16 protein-coding genes and 3 tRNA genes are annotated in these 20,804 nt (G+C 60.8%); 11 read left to right on the forward strand and 8 right to left on the reverse strand.

What is annotated here, in order from left to right; genetic code table 11:
- The first annotated feature begins 7 nt into the window (after positions 1–7).
- From lpxK to pgsA, 7 genes are all read left to right on the forward strand, one after another.
- The gene (gene lpxK / locus ABDK11_RS09055) at positions 8–1,036 is read left to right on the forward strand and encodes a tetraacyldisaccharide 4'-kinase (RefSeq protein ID WP_346839969.1); all 1,029 of its coding nucleotides are present in this window, start codon (positions 8–10) and stop codon (positions 1,034–1,036) included.
- Positions 1,033–1,800 carry a 3-deoxy-manno-octulosonate cytidylyltransferase gene (kdsB, locus tag ABDK11_RS09060; RefSeq protein WP_346839970.1) on the forward strand — a complete coding sequence of 256 codons (768 nt, stop codon included), beginning with the start codon at positions 1,033–1,035 and terminating at the stop codon, positions 1,798–1,800. The genes lpxK and kdsB overlap by 4 nt, the downstream gene beginning before the upstream one ends.
- 16 nt (positions 1,801–1,816) lie before the next feature.
- Entirely contained in the window at positions 1,817–2,839 is a 1,023-nt protein-coding gene (gene murB / locus ABDK11_RS09065) for a UDP-N-acetylmuramate dehydrogenase (RefSeq protein WP_346839971.1), read from the forward strand.
- A 55-nt stretch (positions 2,840–2,894) separates the two neighbouring features.
- Complete coding sequence (locus ABDK11_RS09070) at positions 2,895–3,530, forward strand: alpha-ketoglutarate-dependent dioxygenase AlkB (RefSeq protein WP_346839972.1); 636 nt, start codon at positions 2,895–2,897, stop codon at positions 3,528–3,530.
- A gap of 211 nt (positions 3,531–3,741) precedes the next feature.
- On the forward strand, positions 3,742–4,395 hold the full coding sequence (locus ABDK11_RS09075) for a response regulator (RefSeq protein ID WP_346839973.1): 654 nt from the start codon (positions 3,742–3,744) through the stop codon (positions 4,393–4,395).
- A gap of 100 nt (positions 4,396–4,495) precedes the next feature.
- A complete protein-coding gene (gene uvrC, locus ABDK11_RS09080; protein WP_346839974.1) occupies positions 4,496–6,310 on the forward strand; it encodes an excinuclease ABC subunit UvrC in 1,815 nt (604 codons plus the stop codon).
- Positions 6,311–6,418: 108 nt separating this feature from the next.
- Positions 6,419–6,985 carry a CDP-diacylglycerol--glycerol-3-phosphate 3-phosphatidyltransferase gene (gene pgsA / locus ABDK11_RS09085; RefSeq protein ID WP_346839975.1) on the forward strand — a complete coding sequence of 189 codons (567 nt, stop codon included), beginning with the start codon at positions 6,419–6,421 and terminating at the stop codon, positions 6,983–6,985.
- 206 nt (positions 6,986–7,191) lie between these two features.
- Here the strand turns inward: pgsA and ABDK11_RS09090 are convergent.
- The 6 genes from ABDK11_RS09090 to ABDK11_RS09115 all read right to left on the reverse strand — a co-directional run bounded on the left by ABDK11_RS09090 (position 7,192) and on the right by ABDK11_RS09115 (position 11,836).
- Positions 7,192–7,277, reverse strand: a tRNA-Leu gene (locus ABDK11_RS09090).
- An 86-nt stretch (positions 7,278–7,363) separates the two neighbouring features.
- A tRNA-Cys gene (locus tag ABDK11_RS09095) sits at positions 7,364–7,437 on the reverse strand.
- A 682-nt stretch (positions 7,438–8,119) separates the two neighbouring features.
- The gene (locus ABDK11_RS09100) at positions 8,120–9,337 is read right to left on the reverse strand and encodes a hypothetical protein (RefSeq protein WP_346839976.1); all 1,218 of its coding nucleotides are present in this window, start codon (positions 9,335–9,337) and stop codon (positions 8,120–8,122) included.
- Between the two features lie 287 nt (positions 9,338–9,624).
- Positions 9,625–9,701 (reverse strand) — tRNA-Pro (locus tag ABDK11_RS09105).
- 80 nt (positions 9,702–9,781) lie between these two features.
- Positions 9,782–10,624, reverse strand: coding sequence for an acyl-CoA thioesterase II (tesB, locus tag ABDK11_RS09110; RefSeq protein ID WP_346839977.1), 843 nt, complete (start codon positions 10,622–10,624; stop codon positions 9,782–9,784).
- 312 nt (positions 10,625–10,936) lie between these two features.
- A complete protein-coding gene (locus ABDK11_RS09115; protein WP_346839978.1) occupies positions 10,937–11,836 on the reverse strand; it encodes a peptidylprolyl isomerase in 900 nt (299 codons plus the stop codon).
- 479 nt (positions 11,837–12,315) lie between these two features.
- Here ABDK11_RS09115 and ABDK11_RS09120 point away from each other — a divergent pair, with 479 nt between their 5' ends.
- The 4 genes from ABDK11_RS09120 (at position 12,316) to ABDK11_RS09135 (ending at position 18,438) form a co-directional block, all read left to right on the forward strand.
- Positions 12,316–12,993 (forward strand): TetR/AcrR family transcriptional regulator, encoded by a 678-nt coding sequence (locus ABDK11_RS09120; RefSeq protein ID WP_346839979.1) that lies wholly within the window; start codon positions 12,316–12,318, stop codon positions 12,991–12,993.
- The gene (locus ABDK11_RS09125) at positions 12,986–13,531 is read left to right on the forward strand and encodes a DUF1285 domain-containing protein (protein ID WP_346839980.1); all 546 of its coding nucleotides are present in this window, start codon (positions 12,986–12,988) and stop codon (positions 13,529–13,531) included. Before ABDK11_RS09120 ends, ABDK11_RS09125 begins: the two co-directional genes overlap by 8 nt.
- Before the next feature lie 388 nt (positions 13,532–13,919).
- Positions 13,920–15,620 carry a serine/threonine protein kinase gene (locus ABDK11_RS09130; protein ID WP_346839981.1) on the forward strand — a complete coding sequence of 567 codons (1,701 nt, stop codon included), beginning with the start codon at positions 13,920–13,922 and terminating at the stop codon, positions 15,618–15,620.
- Positions 15,621–15,780: 160 nt separating this feature from the next.
- On the forward strand, positions 15,781–18,438 hold the full coding sequence (locus ABDK11_RS09135) for a TonB-dependent receptor (protein WP_346839982.1): 2,658 nt from the start codon (positions 15,781–15,783) through the stop codon (positions 18,436–18,438).
- A gap of 173 nt (positions 18,439–18,611) precedes the next feature.
- On the opposite strand, the gene ABDK11_RS09140 is transcribed toward ABDK11_RS09135, so the two are convergent.
- On the reverse strand, positions 18,612–18,839 hold the full coding sequence (locus ABDK11_RS09140; protein WP_346839983.1) for a hypothetical protein: 228 nt from the start codon (positions 18,837–18,839) through the stop codon (positions 18,612–18,614).
- Between the two features lie 167 nt (positions 18,840–19,006).
- Positions 19,007–20,629, reverse strand: coding sequence for an electron transfer flavoprotein-ubiquinone oxidoreductase (locus tag ABDK11_RS09145; protein WP_346840190.1), 1,623 nt, complete (start codon positions 20,627–20,629; stop codon positions 19,007–19,009).
- Positions 20,630–20,804 lie beyond the last annotated feature (175 nt).

Here is a 20,804-nt window from a genome sequence, read left to right on the forward strand (position 1 = left end):
ATACGGGATGTCACTGGAAGACTGGTTTAATAAACGCTGGTATCCGTCTGAAGGGCGCGATAGCTCTCTGCCACTGCTGGCACCGCTGTCGGCGCTCTACGGCGCGGTGAGCCAGCGGCGGCGCGATGCCAGCCGCGACAACCCGCCGGCGCCGCTGCCGGTGCCGGTGATCGTGGTGGGTAATATCACCGTCGGTGGCGCCGGCAAGACGCCGCTGGTGGCGGAGCTGGCGCGCTGGTTGAGCGAACGCGGCCGGACCCCGGGGATTGTCAGCCGCGGTTACGGCGGTCGCGCCAAGCAGTATCCGTATCAGGTCACCGCGCAGTCGCACCCGCTGGAATCCGGCGACGAGCCGCTGATGCTGCACCTGCTGACCGGTCTGCCGGTGATGGTGTCCCCGCACCGCGCCGAGGCGGCGCGGGCACTGATCGATTACCACAACTGTGACGTGATCCTGGCCGACGATGGCTTGCAGCACTACCAGCTCTGGCGCAGCATGGAGATCTGTGTGGTCGACGGCCAGCGCGGGCTCGGCAACGGCAAGCTACTGCCGCGCGGCCCGCTGCGGGAGCCGCTGGATCGCCTGAACAGCGTCGATCTGGTGGTCGCCAATGGCGAACCGGAAGCGCACGTGCGTGCGCAGTGCGGCGACGCGCTGCAGTACACCATGACCCTGCAGCCGTCTGCGTGGCACCAGTTCAACCTGGACCAGACCTCCACACTCAAACTCACGTCCGGCCCCGAGCCGGGGCCGGTGCACGGTGTCGCCGCCATCGGCAATCCGCAGCGTTTTTTCCGCGAGCTGCATCAGCTCGGTTATCGTGTTACCGAGCAGGCTTTCGCCGACCATCACCAGTTCAGTGCGCAGGAATTGCATTTCGACGGCGAGACGCCGGTGATCATGACCATGAAGGATGCGGTCAAGTGCCGTGATTTCTGGCAGAGCCACTGGTGGGCGCTGGAAGTGCGCGCGCAACTGCCGGACCTGTTTTATCAAAAAGTTCATCAACACCTGCAGACGTTTTCCCCATCATGACCAACGCGCTTTCTTTCGACGTAATTATTCCGGCCCGCTATGCCTCCAGCCGCCTGCCGGGCAAGCCGCTGGCAGATATTGCCGGCCGCCCGATGGTGCAGCGGGTGTACGAGCGCGCGCAGCAGAGCCGTGCCGAGCGGGTCATTGTGGCCACTGACGATATGCGCGTGGCGGAAGCGGTGCAGGGTTTCGGCGGCGAAGTGGTAATGACTTCTGCCGAGCATGCCTCCGGCACCGACCGCTTGCAGGAAGTGGCGGCCAATCTGGGGCTTGGCGACGACCGCATCCTGGTCAATGTCCAGGGTGACGAACCGCTGATTCCGCCACAGGTGATCGACCAGGTCGCGGCCAACCTGGCCGCCAACCCCGGGGCCGGTGTGGCCACGCTGGCGGAGCCGATTCACACGCTGGAAGATTTCCGCAACCCGAATATCGTCAAGGTGGTGGCGGCGGAATCGGGCCTCGCGCGCTATTTTTCCCGCGCGCCGATACCCTGGCCGCGCGATGCCTTCGCGGTTGAGGCCACGGTACTGCCCGCGGGCCTGGTGCCGCGCCGCCATATTGGGATCTACGCGTATCGGGTGGCGCTGCTGAATCAATTCGTCTCCTGGCCGATGGCGCCGCTCGAGGCGATAGAGAGCCTGGAGCAATTGCGCTTTCTCTACCACGACGAAAGCATCCATGTCGCCGATGCGGCCGCGGAAGTGCCCGGTGGCGTAGACACCGAGCAGGACTTGCAGCGCATGCGCGAGTTACTGGCGTGACAGCGGGAGTAAGCCGTTGAGCGGAATAGAGCGCAACGTCGACCTGCAGCCGTTGAATACCATGGCGATCGCTGCGTGCGCGGCACACTTCGCGCGGGTGGAAAACCTCGACGATCTGCGCGAGGCGCTGGTCTATGCGCGCCAGCACAAGCTGCCGATCCTGCCGCTGGGCGGCGGCAGCAATGTCGTGCTGACCGGCGATTACCCGGGGCTGGTCATCCTCCTGGAACTGCGCAGCCTGACCCTGGAAAAGATCGATGGTGCCACCCGCGTCAGCGCCGCTGCCGGTGAGAATTGGCACCAACTGGTAATGCACACGGTCGAGCGCGGTCTCGGTGGCCTGGAAAACCTGGCGTTGATACCCGGCCGTATCGGCGCCGCGCCGATTCAGAATATCGGCGCTTATGGTGTTGAGCTGCGGGACACTTTTTGCGATCTGCAGGCGGTGCATATTGCCACCGGGGAGCTGCGCGAATTCAGCGCCGCCGACTGCGCCTTCGGTTACCGCGACAGCGTGTTCAAACGCAGCGTTCGCGACGAGTACATCATTACCCGGGTGCGCCTGCAGCTCCCGGAAGAGTGGCGCGCCCACACCGAATACCCGGCACTGCGCCAGTATGTGGAGCAGCACCATCGGGGCAGTGACCCGCTGACCCCGGCGGAAGTCGCACGGGCGGTGATTGCGATCCGCAACAGCAAACTGCCCGATCCGGCCAAGATTCCCAACACCGGCAGCTTCTTCAAAAACCCGCTGGTGGACGACGACTGCTACCGGCGCCTGAAGGCGGAGCACCCAGACCTGGTGGCCTTCGCCGCCGGCGATCAGTGGAAGCTCGCCGCCGGCTGGCTGATCGACCGCGCTGGCTGGCGCGGCCTGCGCCGCGATGCCGTCGGCGTCCACGATCGCCAGGCTCTGGTGCTGGTCAATCCCGGTCGCGGCACAGGCGCGCAGGTGACTGGCCTCGCCGCCGACATCGCTGCCGATATCCGTACCAAATTCGGTGTCACGCTGGAGCCTGAACCCCGTTACTACCCATAAGGTGCGCCGAGCGCATCATCCGAACCGGCGGTGCGCGCGGCGCACCCACTGAACATTGAATGAGCTGACCTTCCAAACTCGCGCCATTGCTCTGGCCGCCGATTACCCGGATGCCGAGTGGCCGGACCTGTCCCCCGGCCACGCGCTGCTGATTCGCGGCTGGCTGTCGGTGCGGGAGGCGCAGCAGCTGTTCGATGACTGCCTGCGGCGCTTGCCCTGGGAGCAACCACGCCTGCGGCTGTTTGGCCGCGAGCACCCGATTCCACGCCGCCACGCGTTTGTCGGCGATGCCGAGGCGGTGTACCGCTGGTCGGGGTTGGAACAGCAGCCGCGGCCGTGGACAGGCGCGCTGGCACAGCTCCGTGACCGCCTCAATCATGCCGGTTTCCCGTTCAATTCGGTGCTGGTCAATCACTACCGCGGTGGGGCCGACAGTATGGGCTGGCACGCGGATAACGAACGCGAACTGGGGCCGCATCCGGTGGTGGCGACGATCAGCCTGGGGCAGCAGCGGCGGCTGGCGTTCAAACGCCGCGGCGGCGGTGGTCGGGTTCCGCTGGATCTGCCGGCCGGCTCGCTGCTGCTGACGTCCGGCGCAGTACAGCATCACTGGTTGCACGGTGTCGCCAAAAGTGCACGTCCGCTGGGCCAGCGGATCAGTCTGACCTACCGGAATATTATCTATGTCTAAAAACGGGTTTCTTATGCCAATCCGATAGCCTGAACCGGGGCTCTCCAGCTTTGCACCCACGGGTTTGTCTGGTATGTTGCAAAGAGGCTCTGTGGATGGAACTTTGTAAGGTACTTTGAGACCTTGCCGGGCAATAACAAGAACTGCTAGCGGGCGAGCGACGTGGAAGCTCAGCGACGCAGGCACTGCAATATCCGTAGTTGGGGCTAATTTGATCAAGGTCTTAGTGGTGGACGATCACGACCTGGTGCGCATGGGAATTTCGCGCATGCTGAGTGACGTCGCCGGTATCAAAGTTGTGGGTGAGGCCAACAGCGGCGAAGAGGCGCTCGCGTTCGCACGAGAGTCGGAAGTCGACGTCATCCTGATGGACGTCAAAATGCCGGGAATGGGTGGGCTGGAAGCCACCCGCAAGCTGTTGTCCCGCTATCCCCAGGCGAGGGTCATCGTGGTCAGCGCACTGGATGACGACCTGTTTACCGAACGCCTGATGGGCGCCGGTGCACTGGGTTACCTGACCAAGGGCGCGACGCTCGAGGAAATGGTCAAGGCGATCCATACCGTCGTGGCGGGCGATGTTTACATCAGCAGCGTGGTCGCTACCCGCATGGCGATGCGCAACGTCAATGGCAAGGCGACGAAAGCTTCACCGTTTGACGATCTCTCCGCGCGCGAGCTGCAGATCGCTGAAAAAATCGTCAGGGGCAGTAAGGTGGCGGAAATTGCCGATACCCTTTCTGTGAGCCCGAAGACGGTCAACAGTTACCGCTACCGGATTTTCGATAAGCTGAAAATTCACAGCGATGTGGAGCTGACTTTGCTCGCGGTGAAATACCAGCTGTTGGATCCGGAGGCCGCCGTATAATACGGCGGCCTGTCGAAGCGCGTTACGCGTTAGAAGCGCGGTAGCAGCGCTCTAGGAGCGGCCATAGGCCGCGATCATATCCCCCCGAATTTACCGCCAGATGTTCGACAGCAAACGCTTCCTGCCAACCGTCACCCGCAAGCCCGGCGTCTACCAGATGTTCGACGCGGAAGGGCGTATTCTGTATGTCGGCAAAGCGAAGAATCTGCGCAACCGGCTCTCCAGTTATTTTCGCGCCTCGGGCCTGACTGCCAAAACCATGGCGCTGGTGCAGCGCATCGAAACCATTGAGGTAACGGTCACCCGCAGCGAGACCGAGGCCCTGGTGCTGGAGCAGAGCCTGATCAAGTCGCAGCGCCCGCCGTATAACATCATGCTGCGGGACGACAAGGGCTACCCCTATATTTTCTTGTCCAGCCGCGACACTTTTCCGCGCATTGCCCTGCACCGTGGCGCGAAAAGAAAAAAAGGGCAGTACTTCGGCCCATTCCCGAGCGCGTCGTCGGTGCGCGACAGTCTGAACTTTTTGCAGAAGACGTTTCGCATTCGCTCCTGCGAAGACAGTGTCTTCCGCAATCGCTCGCGCCCCTGCCTGCAGTACCAGATCCAGCGCTGTACGGCGCCCTGTGTCGACTTTATCAGCGAGGCGGATTACCACCAGGACGTGCGCCACGCGGAGATGTTCCTGAGCGGTAAGAGCGATTCCATCATCCGCGAGCTGGCCGATGAGATGGACCGCGCCTCCCGCGCGCTGGAATTCGAGAAGGCCGCGCGCCTGCGCGACCAGATTTCCGCGCTGCGCCGGCTGCAGGCAGACCAGGTGGCCGAGCGCGGCAGTGGCGATGTGGATGTACTCGGCGTGGCCAGTGTCGGCGGTGCCTGCTGCGTGCACATCCTGTTTATCCGCCAGGGACGTATCCTCGGCAGCCGCAGCTACTTCCCGGACGAACGCCTGGGGCTCGGCAGCGCGGAGTTGCTGTCCGCCTTTATCCCGCAGTTTTACCTGGGCAGCCAGCGCGAAGTGCCGCGGGAAATTCTCACCTCGCAACCGGTCGATGATGCCGAGCTGCTGCAGACGGCACTGAAAGAGCAGGGTGGTCGCGAGGTGTCTATCGTCCACCGGCTGCGCGGCAACCGCGCCACCTGGGTGAGCATGGCGCAACAGGCGGCGGAGCAGAACCTGAACAGCCGCACCGCCGCACAGCAGAAACTACAGGGCCGTTTTGAGGCGCTGCAGGAGGCGCTGGAGCTGGAGCAGCTGCCGGAGCGCCTGGAGTGCTTCGATATCAGCCACTCCAGCGGTGAGGCCACCGTGGCCTCCTGCGTGGTGTTTGATACCGGTGGCGCAGTGAAATCCGACTACCGCCGTTTCAACATCGACAATATCCAGGCCGGCGATGATTACGCGGCCATGGCGCAGGCGCTGAAGCGCCGCTATACGCGGCTGTCCAGCGGTGAGGGCAAGTTCCCCAATATTCTGCTGATTGACGGCGGCAAAGGCCAGGTGCGCCAGGCGGTGGAGGCGCTCAACGAACTGGGCGTGGTGGGTGTGCAGATTGTCGGGGTGGCCAAGGGCACCACCCGCAAGGCGGGCTTCGAGACGCTGCATGTAGTAGCCAGTAACAAAGAACTGGTAATGTCCGCCGATTCGCCGGCCCTGCACCTGATTCAGCAGGTGCGCGACGAGGCGCATCGCTTTGCCATTACCGGGCACCGCCAGCGCCGCGACAAGAAGCGGCGCGAATCGCCGCTCGAGGGGATTGCCGGCGTCGGCCCGGCGCGGCGCCGCGCGCTGCTGCGCCACTTCGGCGGCCTGCAGGAGATTCGCCGCGCCTCCGTGAGCGAGATCGCCGGGGTTGAAGGCGTCAGCCAAAAGCTGGCTCAGGATATATACTCGGCACTGCACAGCGAATAGTCGGGAACTGTCGCCAATCAACAAAATTTTACGTTTCAGTCGGCTTTTGGCGTTTTATTTTTCGCGGTGGCTTGATAAGTTACGCGCACCTTAAGTACAGGGAACAGCATGACACTCGCCAATCAACTGACTCTGCTCCGCGTGGCACTGATACCGGTATTCGTGCTGGTGTTTTACCTTCCCTACAAATGGAGCTACCTGGCCTCTGCGGTGATCTTCGCCGCTGCCGCCGCCACCGACTGGTTGGACGGCTATCTGGCGCGCAAGCTCAATCAGACGACGCCTTTTGGTGCCTTTCTCGATCCGGTGGCCGACAAACTGATGGTCGCTGTCGCACTGGTGTTGCTGGTGGGCCTGCACAAGAATCCCTGGTTCACCATTGCCGCTGCCGTGATTATCGGCCGCGAAATCGCCGTGTCTGCGCTGCGCGAGTGGATGGCCGAGCTGGGCAAGCGCAGCAGTGTGGCGGTGTCCTATATCGGCAAGATCAAGACCACCGCACAGATGGCCGCGATCATCGTGTTGCTGGCCTTCGATGTACGCGAGTATCCGGTGATGGAGACCATCGGCTATGTGCTGCTGTATATCGCCGCCGCGCTGACCCTCTGGACCATGGTGCTGTACCTGCGCGCCGCCTGGCCGACATTGATGAGTGACGAGCAGTCCGGCGCTTAACGGCGTTGGGAGCTGTGCAAATTTTTTAAAACCCGCTACGGCGGGTTTTTGCATTTTGGGGTGAAGTATTTTCGCTGGGCGCTTGCAGGCTGTTTTATTTCGACAGAAATATTCCTGCGGGAAGGGTGTTTGTGCCAGGGGTAACAATCGGAGCGTAGAATTGCTGGCCGCGAAAATTTTCGGGAGGGTTTTGTGTGGGTAGGTGTTGGTGCCCGGGGCGGGACTTGAACCCGCACGGCCAGAAGCCGAGGGATTTTAAATCCCTTGTGTCTACCAATTCCACCACCCGGGCGGGGGAGGTGTGCGAGGCGCGCCTGAATCTGAATCGGGGCCTCGCGGATCGCCGCGCTCCACAGGGGTAAGCGGGCGAGGGGGAAATGGAGGCTAGGGTCGGAATCGAACCGGCGTACACGGAGTTGCAGTCCGCTGCATGACCACTCTGCCACCTAGCCATAACATCAAATTCAGAGCTTTCGCTCCGCCGGTTCGATGTCACCGGCCCTCTTTATTGGCCTCGGGCGCTGGAGTTGCAGTTCACTGCATGATCACTCTGCCACCTGGCCATAACATCAAATTTAGAGCTTTCGCTCCGCCGGTTCGATGTCACCGGCATTCTTTAGTGGCCTACTTGCGTGGACCTGAAAACGTCGCGGATTCTATCCGAATGGAACGAAAAATCCTAGCGTTTTCTTATACTTACGCGCCGTCCGGCGTGTGAGAAGGCGCTATTCTATGGACTGCGGCGGATTAGTCAAGCGCTGGTTTCAGGTAACTGGCCCCTGATGGGGAAAAGTGCCTTATGGCGCCATGTGGGGAATTGTTGATTGGTTTTGGTACAAGCGCGAAGCTTTTAATAACTTTTGGGCTTATTGCTGAATTGACTATTTCCAATTGATCTAAGGTGTTCGGCACCTGTCGGTGGCAATTTTTCAGCCTTGTTCAATACTTCTTTTAACTGGCTAACACGGTTTCCCCCAAACGTGTTTGTTACCGCCGGTAGGGCGCTCCGCTAGGTACTCGCCCGCTGTGTAGTAAGGATGAATCCTCCAAGTTTCACTCCTAATGGTCTTGGCCCTGACGCTCTCCCCCCCCCGTCGTCAGGGCTTTTTTTTGCCTGTCTTTTGCCCAGCCGCGTTATTTCTCCGGTTTACTGAGTCGCTCCAGCTGCAGCGCGGGTACCGGGCCGCCGGCGGCCTGTTCGGCCAGGTGGCGGAACTTGGCGAGGCTGACTTCGCCGCGATCCTCGGCCAGGGCGCGGGCCACGTCGTCGAGGCTGGCCTTGCCACCGCTGGATTGGCGGATTTCCCGATCCACTTCCCGCATCACACCCACCGCGCGGGCGGTGATCGGGCCGGATGAGCGCTTGCGCAGCAGTGTGGGGGCTTCGCGGCCCCACTTGGCCAGGTCATCCATGGCCTCCTTATAACGCTTTTCACCAATGCCGCCGCTGCGTCGCGTGATTTCCAGTGCGTAATACTCCGCCAGCCCTTCGACAATCCAGTCGCTGTGTTTGTCGCCGTGGATACCGGTGGCCACATGGACCAGCTCGTGGATGATGCTACTGGTGCGGTTGCCACTGATCATCGGTCGGTCTGCGTGCATAAACAGTGAGCGGGTGCCCGAGAGGCCGCCGCGCCACATCGGATCGCCGGCGCTGACCACCAGCAGCCGCCGGGGGAAGTTCGGGAATACCTTTTTCAGGTCCGGCAGGTTATAGCTCAGGAACGCGAGGGTGTCCTGGCGGTGGATATTCTCTCCCAGCGGTGCCGCCACAGTGACATTGATACCATCAATCTCATCCTGGCGGCTGCCGATTCGCCCGGCGATCATCCAGCCCTTGGGGCGGATGAAGCGGCGGCCCGGGTCTACCAGCTTGTAGCGCTGGTCACTGATTTCCCGGTAGGGCAGAGCGGAGGACCAGCCCTTGGGCAGGTCGAGCACGAGCTCGGCGCGGGAGTGAATGTGGCGGTTGGCAACGACAGACATCGGGGGGATCAGCTTGTCGCTGCGCAGAATGGCCCAGTCTTTGGTGATCCGGGAGTCGTAGTGGCCGCTGCCTTTCTTTTCGTCGATGGTGAACTGGTAGCTGAGTGAGGCCTCCGGCCCCTTGGGGAACCAGGTCACTTTCTCGCCGTTGTGCTCCAGCTTCTGGTCGCTGTGGAGATCCGCGTAGCGCCCGGATGACAGGTCGAGGGTCAGCTTGCGCGGCAGCTTGTCGCCGCTGAGCTGAATCTCCACTCTGGCGGTACCGGAATCCGGCTGCAGTCGGGCGCGGTAGAGCAGGTCGTAGGTGTCTGCCAGGGCGCTCAGGGGGAGCGCCAGGGCGAGTAGGGTAATGAGCAGTCGCAACATAGATACTTCAATTCCACTGAATGGAGACACTTGGACACCGCGCAAGACTAACGGTGCCATGACAGGGGATTCAAGCCTTGGCCTGGACTAACGCGCGGATCATAGATGGGCGTCGAAATCGAACTGACGACGAGTGCGCACTATAGGGGAGAGCGTTGTCAGGCCGAGGTTGATATGCAGGTAATGCGAGGCCCGCTGCAGGCTGTGAGAGATACGCAGCGAGAATTTGCCGATGGCGGGGGAGCAGGCATAAAAAAACCCCGCAGATGCGGGGTTTTTTCAGAATTTGGTCGGTGAGAGAGGATTCGAACCTCCGACCCCTTCCTCCCGAAGGAAGTGCGCTACCAGGCTGCGCTACTCACCGATTTGTGTGCTTCTCTGCAGAAGTGGGGCGCATTATAGCAGCGAAATTCCGGCTGTAAACCATTGATTTCACTAAAATTGCTAAATCTTTCGGATCAGCCCTTCCTGGGTGGTGGAGGCCACCAGCACGCCGTCGCGGGTATACAGCTGGCCGCGACAGAAGCCGCGGGCGCCGCTGGCGGACGGGCTGTCGGTGACATACAGCAGCCAGTCGTCGAAGCGGAAATCCCGGTGGAACCACATGGCGTGGTCCAGGCTCGCCGGCATCAGGTGCGGGTCGAAGATGGTGGTGGGGTGCGGCTGCAGTGCGGTGGATAGCAAGACCATATCCGAGGCATAGGACAGGGCGCAGCGGTGTTCCAGCGGGTCGTCGGACATTTCGCCCTCGGCGCGCATCCACACCATACAGCGGGGCTCGCGCACGCCGCGGTCGAAGTAGCTCTGCGGGTCTACCGGGCGCAGGTCGATCATATAGCGCTGCTGGTCGCGGGCCATGCCCTGCTGCCCGGCATCCTCGGCCAGCTGCTGGGTATTCTTGAGCGACTCCGGGGGTGGGATATCGCCAGACGGCATATCGCACTGGTGGTCGAAGCCGGACTCGGCAATCTGGAAGGAGGCGGACATATTGAAGATCGCGCGTCCCTTCTGTTTGGCCACGACGCGCCGGGTGGTGAAGCTGCCGCCATCGCGGATGGGGTCCACATCGTAGATTACCGGCATCTCGCTACTGCCCGGGCGGAGGAAATAGGCGTGCAGTGAGTGGGGCAGGCGGCCTTCCACTGTGCGGGTGGCGGCCGTCAGTGCCTGGCCCAGGACCTGCCCGCCGAACAGGATTTTGCGGTAATTTTCCACGTGCTGCCGGCTGCGGAACAGATTACTGTCCAGTTCCTCGACATCGAGTAGCTTACTGAGCTTTTCCAACATGGGCGATACTGCCTGTCTATCCAATAAATCAAAAGAGTATGGAGCAGCGCTACGGCGTGTTCCAGCTGCGGGATGATAGCAATACCTGGCGCTGAGACCATTACTGAATTTATCAAGACCGGTATCAAAGCCGCGCCGCCACCTCAGGGGTTTACGCTACCGCCAGACACCAGAGCCGGGTTCGTACACGCCGCGGTGCACCCGTTGTCGGGGCGCTCTGCCGCGGACGAGCGCTTGATCCGCCGCAAAAGCGGCGAACACGCGAAGCATGGGCTCGATACGCCGGATGGAGATTCCCCCCGCGCTGCCCGATCAATCGTCGCCGCGCCGGGAAGGAACCCCTACCGAGCAAACGTCGACATAATCCGGCCGCGCCACGAACCAGTCTTCGGGCCGGTGCCGGCGCGCCGCTACCAGGTCGGCGAAGCTTGCTGAATCGGTTCTGAGAATCTCAATGGGCTGTTGTTCTTTCGCCGGCAGGTCGGCGGCGACACGCAGGGACAGAATTTCGTTGGCCGCGGGGTTTTCGAGCATGCCCATGGCCTGATGTCCACGCTGGAGTTTTTGCACGACCTCCATGCCTTCCAGCACGCGCCCGAACACCGTGGTGTTGCGATCCAGGTAGCGCTGCGGGCCGCCGATAACGATATAGAACTCGGAGCCACCGCTATTGATGTCCGCTTCGCGGCCGAAAGCGAAAGCGCCGGGGCAGTGCACCAGCCAGGTCTCGCCGGTATCCGGGTTGCGGGCGGCAGGGAAGCCATGCAGGAAGCCGGTCTGCGGTGCGTATCCATCCGGGCCCGGTATCGGAGTGAAGGCCTTGTCATTGCGCCGCATCATGGAAAACTCGGCCGGCACGTGGCGCTCGGCCTTGCCCATGGGTTTATTGCCGGTCTTGTCGCCGGCCTGGGCGACGAAGCCATCCACCACGCGATAAAAACTCAGTCCGTCGTAGAAGTGGCCGCGGGCCAGCGCTTTGATATTGGCCGCGCTGCGCGGAGCCATATCGCTGGCCAGCTCGACGATCACACGGCCGGCGCGGGTATCTATAAAGAGGGTGTTGTCCGGATCGGCGCGACGCCAGTCCGCCGCCGGGGCCTCGGCGATGATCTGCGACGGAGAGCGCAGTGCAGCCTGTTGCGACTGCTCGGCAGCCTGGGCGGCGGGCAGCGAAAAAAGCGCGGTGCAGAGCAGGGGAATTATTGTTTTCATTCGGTTTCTCGCGGTTGCTTGCCGGGCATGATAACAGGCCGTGATGGGAGTACACACGGGGTCCGGTGCCGGCGCAGCCGGTGGGGTCGACCGGCTCCATGCCCGTATTTCCGGCGATGCTGCAGTGGCATTCAACCTTGCGGGCAATCAGCCGGGTTCGGCCACAGGATTCTTAGTCCTCCGCGTGGTGGTTCGAAATGACAAGGGGTTGGTGTGCGCAGTAATGGCGCGATTGGCGGCAACCGTTCCCCGAGCGGGCGCCGGTGAATGGCGCAGGATTGGCGCCTATTGGCACATGGCCGGGCGTGGAGCGATCCGAAGGGCCCGAAGGAAGAAAATCGCGGCAGAAGGGCAGAATTTCCGCAAAGACTGCTCATCCACTTTCCCAAGTTGGATGAATTGCCTATCATTCATGAATGAATAGTCAATTTCAGTCCCCTAATTCAATGGGGCAGGTCAGGGCAGAGAAGGTCGGAAGTATGGATAAGGCAAAAGAGAAGGTGCAGCGCTTTCGCGCCCGCGAGCAGCGTATTCTGGATGCGGCTCTGGAACTGCTGCTGGAGCACGGTGAGGAAAAGGTCACCGTGGAGCAGATTGCCGAGCGCGTCGATATTGGCAAGGGCACCATCTACAAGCACTTCATCTCCAAGACAGAGATTTATATGCGCTTGTTGATGGACTACGAGAAGTCCCTGACCGAGCGTCTCAAGTCCACGCTGGCCGCGGCCGAACAGGGTGATATCACCGCTCCCGCACGCGCCTACTTTGAGTCGCGCATGGCCGATCCCTCCAAGGACCGCCTGTTCCAGCGCCTGGAAGAGAAGATCATCGCGCTGAATCTGGCCCCGGAGATGATTGCCGAGCTGCACACCATGCGCAATTCCAACGCGGCCGCACTGAACCGGGTATTCGAGCGGCGCATGGAACAGGGTGTACTGAAGAAGGTACCGGCCTACTTCTATTACTCTACCTACTGGGCACTGGTACAGGGCGCGGTGGAACTCTATCACTCCAAGTCCTTCGCCGATGTGATCGAGGATCGCGAAGGCCTGATGGAATTCATCATGGATGTGGGTGTGCACATCGGCGATATCTCCGCGCGCCGCGGTGGTGAAGAGAAGCCGATGTCGGGCGGTGCAGGGCCGACTTTTGGCTGAGCCGCTGTTCGAACAGCTGCAGGCACTGCAGCAGGAATTCCGTGGTCACCCGCCGGTAGACAAGTGGACGCCGGACCTGTGCGGCGATATGGACATGGAAATCCGTGCCGATGGCCGCTGGATTCACGAGGGTACGGAGATCCACCGGCAACCGCTGGTGAAGCTGTTTGCCAGTATTCTCAAGCGCGAGGGGGACGACTATTTTCTCGTCACCCCGGTGGAGAAATGGCGTATCCGTGTTGAGGATGTGCCCTTTATTGCGACACAGGTAGCGCGCAGTGAATCGAGTGGTGATGCGCCGCTGCTGTTCACAACCAATACCGGCGACGTGGTCCCTCTGGATGGCGATCGCGGCTGGACCCTGAGGCCGTTTGGCCAGCCGCCGCAGCCCGTCCCTTATATTGAAGTGCGCAATGGCCTGCAGGCGCGGGTGTCGCGCGATGTGTTTTATCAGCTGGTGGACTGGGCCGAGGACGATGCTGGCCAGTTGTCCCTGCGCAGTGGCGGCCATTCATTTCCACTGGGGAGTTACCGCTAGCTGCCTCGTCCGATCCGGATCTGCTTTTCCCGTTTTCTTTCCCCTGTTTTTTTGCGCAGACGTCGCCAGTGCCCGCGCGGGCGCTGCTGCCTTGTTTATGAGCAGTCTGTTTTTCTATTAATCGTTCCGTGAAACCTGTTTGCAATAAAAATGTAACTCTCGCATTTTTTCAGGATGTTATTGCAAATTTTTCCGCAATAAACGTTTTAAGTAACAATTTCGAAATATTCCCTTCCTACACTTCCTCGCGTCCGAATCGCTCAGGCGAATCAAAAAAACACGGTTTCAGGGTTATCTGATTATCCGTTTTTAATTCAGGACGCACAGCTGAAATAAAAACCGGGTCTTTGGCTGCCCGCAATTGCAAAAACTTCCTGTAGGGGGAAATATGAAACAAGTAAATAGCAAGCTGCTGCTGGCCGCTGCGATCACTGCGCTGCTGGCCGGTTGTGACAGCGGCGGTATCAATGTCGAGCCGAAAACTGTCGATAACTCTGTCGACAATTCCACCAGCACACCGACTCCGGTAGAAGACAATAATCCCTGCGCCTCCATCGTAAAAAGTGGCCAGACGCTGCAGGGTGAATACGACGCACCGAATTGCTATTACTCCCCGAGTTTCGTCGATGCCGGCAACAACCTGACGACCGACCTGTATATTCCGGCGCTGGATAATGGCGGTGTGCACGTATTTGAGGGCAGCCTGTTTGTTGGTAAGAACTACGACAACGACGCAGACATGCAGGCCGGGGGCATCAGCGAAGGTGGCGATGGCCCCACGCTGACGGTTCAGGCCGGTGCTACTATCGCATTCCCCGACAAGACCAAGTTCATGGTCATCAACCGCGGTTCCCAGTTGATCGCGCGCGGTTCCGTAGATGCGCCGATCACCTTTACCTCGGTATCCGATGCCGTGGACGGTACCGCAGGCCCCGAAGACGTTTCCCTGTGGGGCGGTATCGTGATCAACGGCTTTGGCGTTACCAATAAATGTGCCTACACCGGTTCTGTTGCCGGCGGCGACCTGGCTACCTCCGACTGTCACGTTGAGGCGGAAGGTTCCGAAGGTGCGGACCAGTCCAACTACGGCGGTGCCAACAACGACGACAATTCCGGTGACCTGGAATACGTTATCGTCAAGCACACCGGTGCCCAGGTGGCCAATGGCGACGAGCTGAACGGGATTTCCTGGGGCGCTGTGGGTCGCGGCACCGTCGTGAAAAATGTCGAGGCTTACTCCACTTACGACGACGGTATGGAGTTCTTCGGCGGCGCGGTCAATATCGAAAACTACCTCGCCCTGTACGTGCGCGATGACTCCATCGATATCGACGAAGGCTACTCCGGTACCATCACCAATTCCCTGGTTATTCAGAGCGCCGACAACGGTGCCAACTGTATCGAATCCGACGGTATCGGTTCCTACAAGGCCGGTGAGACCCGCAACGCGGATATCATCGCTGCCGGCATCAACAGTCGCCCGACCATCACTGGTCTGACCTGTATCCTCTCCCCGAACGCGCCCAAGGCTGACGGCGGCACCGGCACCCACGACTACGGCGCCGGCTGGCGTTTCCGCGAAGGCATTATGCCGACCGTGAAGAACTCCATGGTGATCTCCTCTTACAGCGCGGACACCACCCCGGGCGACGGCAACAACTACTGCCTGCGCATCGACGACGCCGAAACCCTGCAAGGTGCCGAAGACGACAACATGGTGCTGGAAGGCAATATCTTCGCCTGTGAAGAGAAGACCAAAGGTAACGCCCTCCCGGGTGGCCAGACTATCCAGCAGTGGGTAGAGGCGCACAACAACCAGTTTGTCGATATCTCCGGCAAAGTGGATCCGACCGCAAATGCAGACACCGGCCTGCAGTTGCTGGCAGCCGGTATGGAGTCCCCTCTGACGATGTTCTCCATCGATCCGGCCAGCACGATGATGGTTGGTGGTGCCGCTCCGAGCGTGACTCCGGAAGGCGCCAGCACTTACCTGGGTGCGCTGAGCAATGTGGGCAGCGACTGGACCAAGGGCTGGACCTACGGTCTGCATGACGGCAACCGCGCCGAGAGCCTGTGGATCGAAAAATAAGCATCACGCTTAGCCCGGGGCACTGACCCGGACCTTGGGGCGCCGCTTTCGCAACGGGAGTCGGCGCCCCTTTCGATTCTACGCTTGGAACCAGCAACGATAAGAGGCCATGGTTATGGTTAAGATCGACAAATTTCAAAGAGCGCCGTTGGTATTGGCTATGGCCGCGGCCTCCACATTTGCCTACTCTGCCGATGAGTCGGTGCAAATGGAAAAGCCGGCTGCACCGCAGTCGCAACAGATTGAAGAAGTGATGGTGCAGGGGCGCCTGCAGAGTTCGGCGGAAACGCTCATCAACGAGCGCATCGATGACGAAGTGGTGACCGACGTACTCGGCGCCGACATGATTGACCGGGTAGGGGACTCCACCGTTGCCGCCGCACTGCGCCGCGTTTCCGGCCTGTCGCTGGTGGACGGCAAGTTCGTTTACGTGCGCGGTCTCGGCGAGCGCTATTCCAGCACCACCCTGAACGGCGCGACCGTGCCGTCTCCGGACCTGACCCGCAGCGTGCTGCCGCTGGATATCTTTCCCACTTCAGTAGTCGAATCGCTGGCGGTGCAGAAAACCTATTCCGCGGATCAGGCGGCCACCTTCGGTGGCGGTAACGTGGATATTCGCACCAAGGGCATCCCCGATCAGCTGACCTACTCGCTGGAAGTCGGCAGCGGCATGAACAGCGAAACCAAGGGCGATGTGCTGAGTTACAACGGTGGTGGCGACGACAAGTACGGCACCGATGACGGCACCCGCGCCATGTCCGCGCAGCTGGACAACGCGATCAAGCGCTTCCATGGCGGTCTCAGCATGCAGAACATTCGCTCGGTGCTGGAACAGGAAGGCACTACGTTCGCCAGTGCACAGGAGGCGACTGATGCCGCTGCGGCACTGAACCGCGACCTGGCGCTGAAGCTGAATCGCGATATCGCTATCAAGCAGGAATCCGCGGATCCCGATTACGACCTCAAAGCCAGTGTCGGCAACCGCTTTACCATCGGCGACAACTGGGAACTGGGTTTCCTCGCGGGTACTTCCTACAAGAACCAGTGGCGCGAGGAAAACCGCCTCAAGCGCGACTACGGTTTCCCGGATGAGCGCACCGATACCGAAAACCGGTCCATCTCTTCGGTGGACCTGAGTGGCAACCTGAATGTCGGCCTCAGTTTTGCCGATGAACAGAAGCTGACCGCCACCAGCCTGTACCTGCGCAACACCGACGATTCCACCGCAATCAGCGATTACTTCAATGAAAATGGTGAAGTGTCCAGCGGCCACGGTTTCCGCGAGTACACATTCAAGTACGAAGAGCGCGACCTGGTCGTGAATCAGGTCAAGGGCAGTCACTTTATCGGCTCCGAAACCAAGGCCATGCTGCCGTTTCTGGCCTGGGTGCCGGAAGACCTGACGGTGGACTGGTTCTACTCCGACGCCCGCGCGCGCACCGATATCCCCAGTGAGATCTCGGTCAACGCCGACACCGACACCGATCCGCAGACCGGCGCCGTGTTGAATTCGTATGTGGCCGAGTCGGCGGCGAATTACCGTTTCACCAAGCTGGAAGACGAAGTCATCAACTACGGCTGGACCGGTACGCTGCCGCTGGAATTCGGTGCATCGAAACTGGAATTGAGTGGCGGTTTTGCCCGCACCGAAAAAGGCCGTACCTACAGCGAAACCAACCTGACCCTGGAGCAGGATGCGGATACGTCGGTACTGCAGGGGCCGCTGGACCAGGTCTTCTCCGACGGCCACATTACCGATGCGGACAACAATTATGTGCTCAGCATGTCCGGTAACAACCGTAGCTATATTGCCGCTACGGCCACCGATGCGGTGTTTGGCAAGGTTGACTGGACACTGGCGGAAACCTGGCGGCTGTCCGCCGGCGCGCGCTGGGAGGACTACGCCCAGGTGGCGCTGAAGTGGAATCCCTACGGCAACACCCTGGAGAATCCGCAGGTCAATACCGCCGACCCGGACGCGATCCGCTCGTTCAATGAAGACAAGGTCTACCCATCACTGTCGCTGACTTATATGGGCAACCTGTGGGCGGATACCTTCCAGCTGCGTTTTGGCGCCAGCAAGACCGCGGTGCGCCCGGACCTGCGCGAAATCACCGCGGCGATTTATGTGGATCCGATTACCGGTGAAAACGTGAGCGGCAACCCGAACGTGCGCCCCTCGGTCATCACCAACCTCGACGTGCGCGCCGAGTGGTTCTTCGGCAGTGGCGACAACCTGACGGTGTCGCTGTTCAACAAGGACATCGCGGACCCGATCGAGTTCTTCGAGCAGGCTGCCAGCGATACCAACGAATCGCGGGAAATCGTCAACGCGGAGTCCGGCACCATCCAGGGGATCGAATTCGAGGGCCTGAAGTCACTCGGCTTCCTCGGCGAGACCATGGATTCCTTCTTCGTGCAGGGCAACCTGACCGTGCAAAATTCCGAGCTGGTGGCCGGGGACGAGGCGGATGACCCGACGAGCCTGAAGCGGGACATGACCGAGGCCGCGCCCTACGTGGTGAACATGGTGGTCGGTTTCGATTCGCCTGATGGCAACCACTCCGCCACCCTCGGTTACAACGCCTTCGGCGAGCGCCTCTACGTGGCCGGCCGCAACGGCCACCCGGACGGATTCGAGCAGCCGTTCCGCTCGCTGGATATGACCTACTCCTGGTATCCGACCGCGGAAGTGACCGTCAAGGCCAAGGCCCAGAATCTGCTGGACGAGGCGGTGGAGATCGAGCGTGCCGGTGTCACCGTGTACGAGGAAAAACCCGGTACTTCCTTCTCGCTGAGCGCGCAGTACAAGTTCTAACAACGACAGGGAAATAACCCGACCAACAGGGATCTCTTCAAGCCGGGTGCTGGCAGCAGCATCCGGCTTTTTTATTGTCGCTCTGGGGTGGGGGATAACAGGCTTGCTGAAAGAGCGTGTGGTGCAGTTGCGGGTGAGTCGGGTCCGGCTGCACGCGCAGTGTGGCGGGGCTGTTATTTGCCGGTAGATCCCTTTGCCCCCAGCCGATCGAGATGTTCCTGCAGTTCCGATTCGCTCATGTCGAGCACTTCCAGCACGCGGCCATAGAGCATTGCGGTGGGCACATCGCGGCCACCCAGCTCCCGTTGGGTTTTGTGTAGCAGATAGAGCACAACGCGCTCAGTGCGTGTCAGGCCGTCGCGCACGTCGGGATACTGATCGGTAAGCTCGGTGACGTTCATGTGGGCGCCGCATCTGCCGGGATTGGCCAATAGTATGGGGTGGTCGCTGCAGGCTGGCAAACTGGCGGCGGGACTGGTGGATTTCCGTGGATATGGTGGTGGGTGCGGCACAAAAAAGGGCGTCTCGAAAGACGCCCGTCAAATAAAGTCACTACAACTTCAAATCGTTACATATTGGGGTAGTTGGGGCCGCCGCCGCCTTCCGGCGCCACCCAGACGATATTCTGCGTGGGATCCTTGATGTCGCAGGTCTTGCAGTGCACGCAGTTCTGCGCATTGATCTGGAAGCGCTTGCCGCCGGTGTCCTCGACCACTTCGTAGACGCCGGCGGGGCAGTAGCGCTGCGCCGGTTCGTCGTAGATCGGCAGGTTGTGATTCAGCGGAATCTCGTCGTCCTTCAGCGTCAGGTGACAGGGCTGGTCTTCCTCGTGGTTGGTGTTGGAAATAAACACCGAGGACAGCTTGTCGAAGCTGAGTACGCCGTCGGGCTTCGGGTAGTCGATCTTCTTGCAGTCCGCCGCCGGTTTCAGCTGGGCGTGATCTGCCTTGGTATCGCGCAGGGTCCACGGCAGTTTGCCCTGGAAGATATTGATATCGATGAACGCGTAGGCGGAACCGAGGATGTTGCCCCACTTGTGCTGCGCCGGGCCGAAGTTGCGCTGCTTGTGCAGCTCTTTCCAGGCCCAGCTATTGCGGTAGTTGCTGGTGTAAGCCGTCAGCTCGTCATTCGCGCGCTCGGCGCCCAGGGCTTCTACCACGGTCTCGGCGGCGATCATGCCGGACTTCATCGCGGTGTGGTTGCCCTTGATCTTGGCGAAGTTCAGGGTGCCGGCGTTGTCGCCGATCAGCAGGCCGCCGGGGAAGGTCATCTTGGGCTGCGACTGCAAGCCGCCCTTGGTGATGGCGCGCGCGCCGTAGGCCACACGCTGGCCGCCTTCCAGGTACTGCTTGATCACCGGGTGGTGCTTGTAGCGCTGGAACTCATCGAATGGGCTTACATGCGGGTTGCTGTAGGCCAGGTCGGTGATCAGGCCCACGACGACCTGGTTGTCTTCCATGTGATAGAGGAAGCCACCGCCGTGGGAGCCGCTTTCGTCCAGCGGCCAGCCGGCGGAGTGCACCACCAGACCCTGCTGGTGCTTGTCGTCGGCCACCTTCCAGATTTCCTTGATGCCGATGCCGTAGTGCTGCGGATCGGTGCCTTCATCCAGTTTGAACTGGGAGATCAGCTGCTTGCCCAAATGGCCGCGGCAGCCCTCGGCGAACAGGGTGTACTTGGCGTGCAGCTCCATGCCCGGCATATAGGAATCTTTGTGGGAGCCATCTGCGGCGACACCCATATCGCCGGTGGCGATCCCTTTGACCGAGCCGTCGTCGTTGTACAGGATCTCTGCGGCAGCGAAGCCGGGGAAGATCTCGACGCCCAGGTTCTCGGCCTGTTCGGCCAGCCAGCGGGTCAGGTTGCCGAGGCTGATGATGTAGTTGCCTTCGTTGTGCATGGTGCTCGGCACAAAGAAGTTGGGCACTTTGGAAGCCTTCTCGGCGCTGCCCATCACATAGATGTCATCGCCCTTGACCGGGGTGTTCAGCGGCGCGCCGCGCTCTTTCCAGTCGGGGAAGAGTTCGTTCAGGGCGGTGGGCTCGAACACTGCACCCGATAGGATATGGGCGCCGACTTCGGAGCCTTTCTCCACCACGCACACTTCGATGTTTTCATTCAGCTGGCGAATACGGCAGGCCGCAGCCAGGCCCGCCGGGCCGGCACCCACGATCACTACATCGTATTCCATTGATTCGCGTTCCACGGCGCTCTCTCCTCAGCAGGTTACAATCGGTGACTATACGGCCATTTTCTGTCGGCCGCCCTTATAATGGTGGCGGATTATATCGGTGTTTAATCACCCCTACCAATTGCAGGAGTATTCATCTTCCATGGTAAAAGTGTTGTCTATCAGGGAGTTGGCT

It is taken from the genome of Microbulbifer sp. SAOS-129_SWC (assembly GCF_039696035.1).
Lineage (GTDB): Bacteria > Pseudomonadota > Gammaproteobacteria > Pseudomonadales > Cellvibrionaceae > Microbulbifer.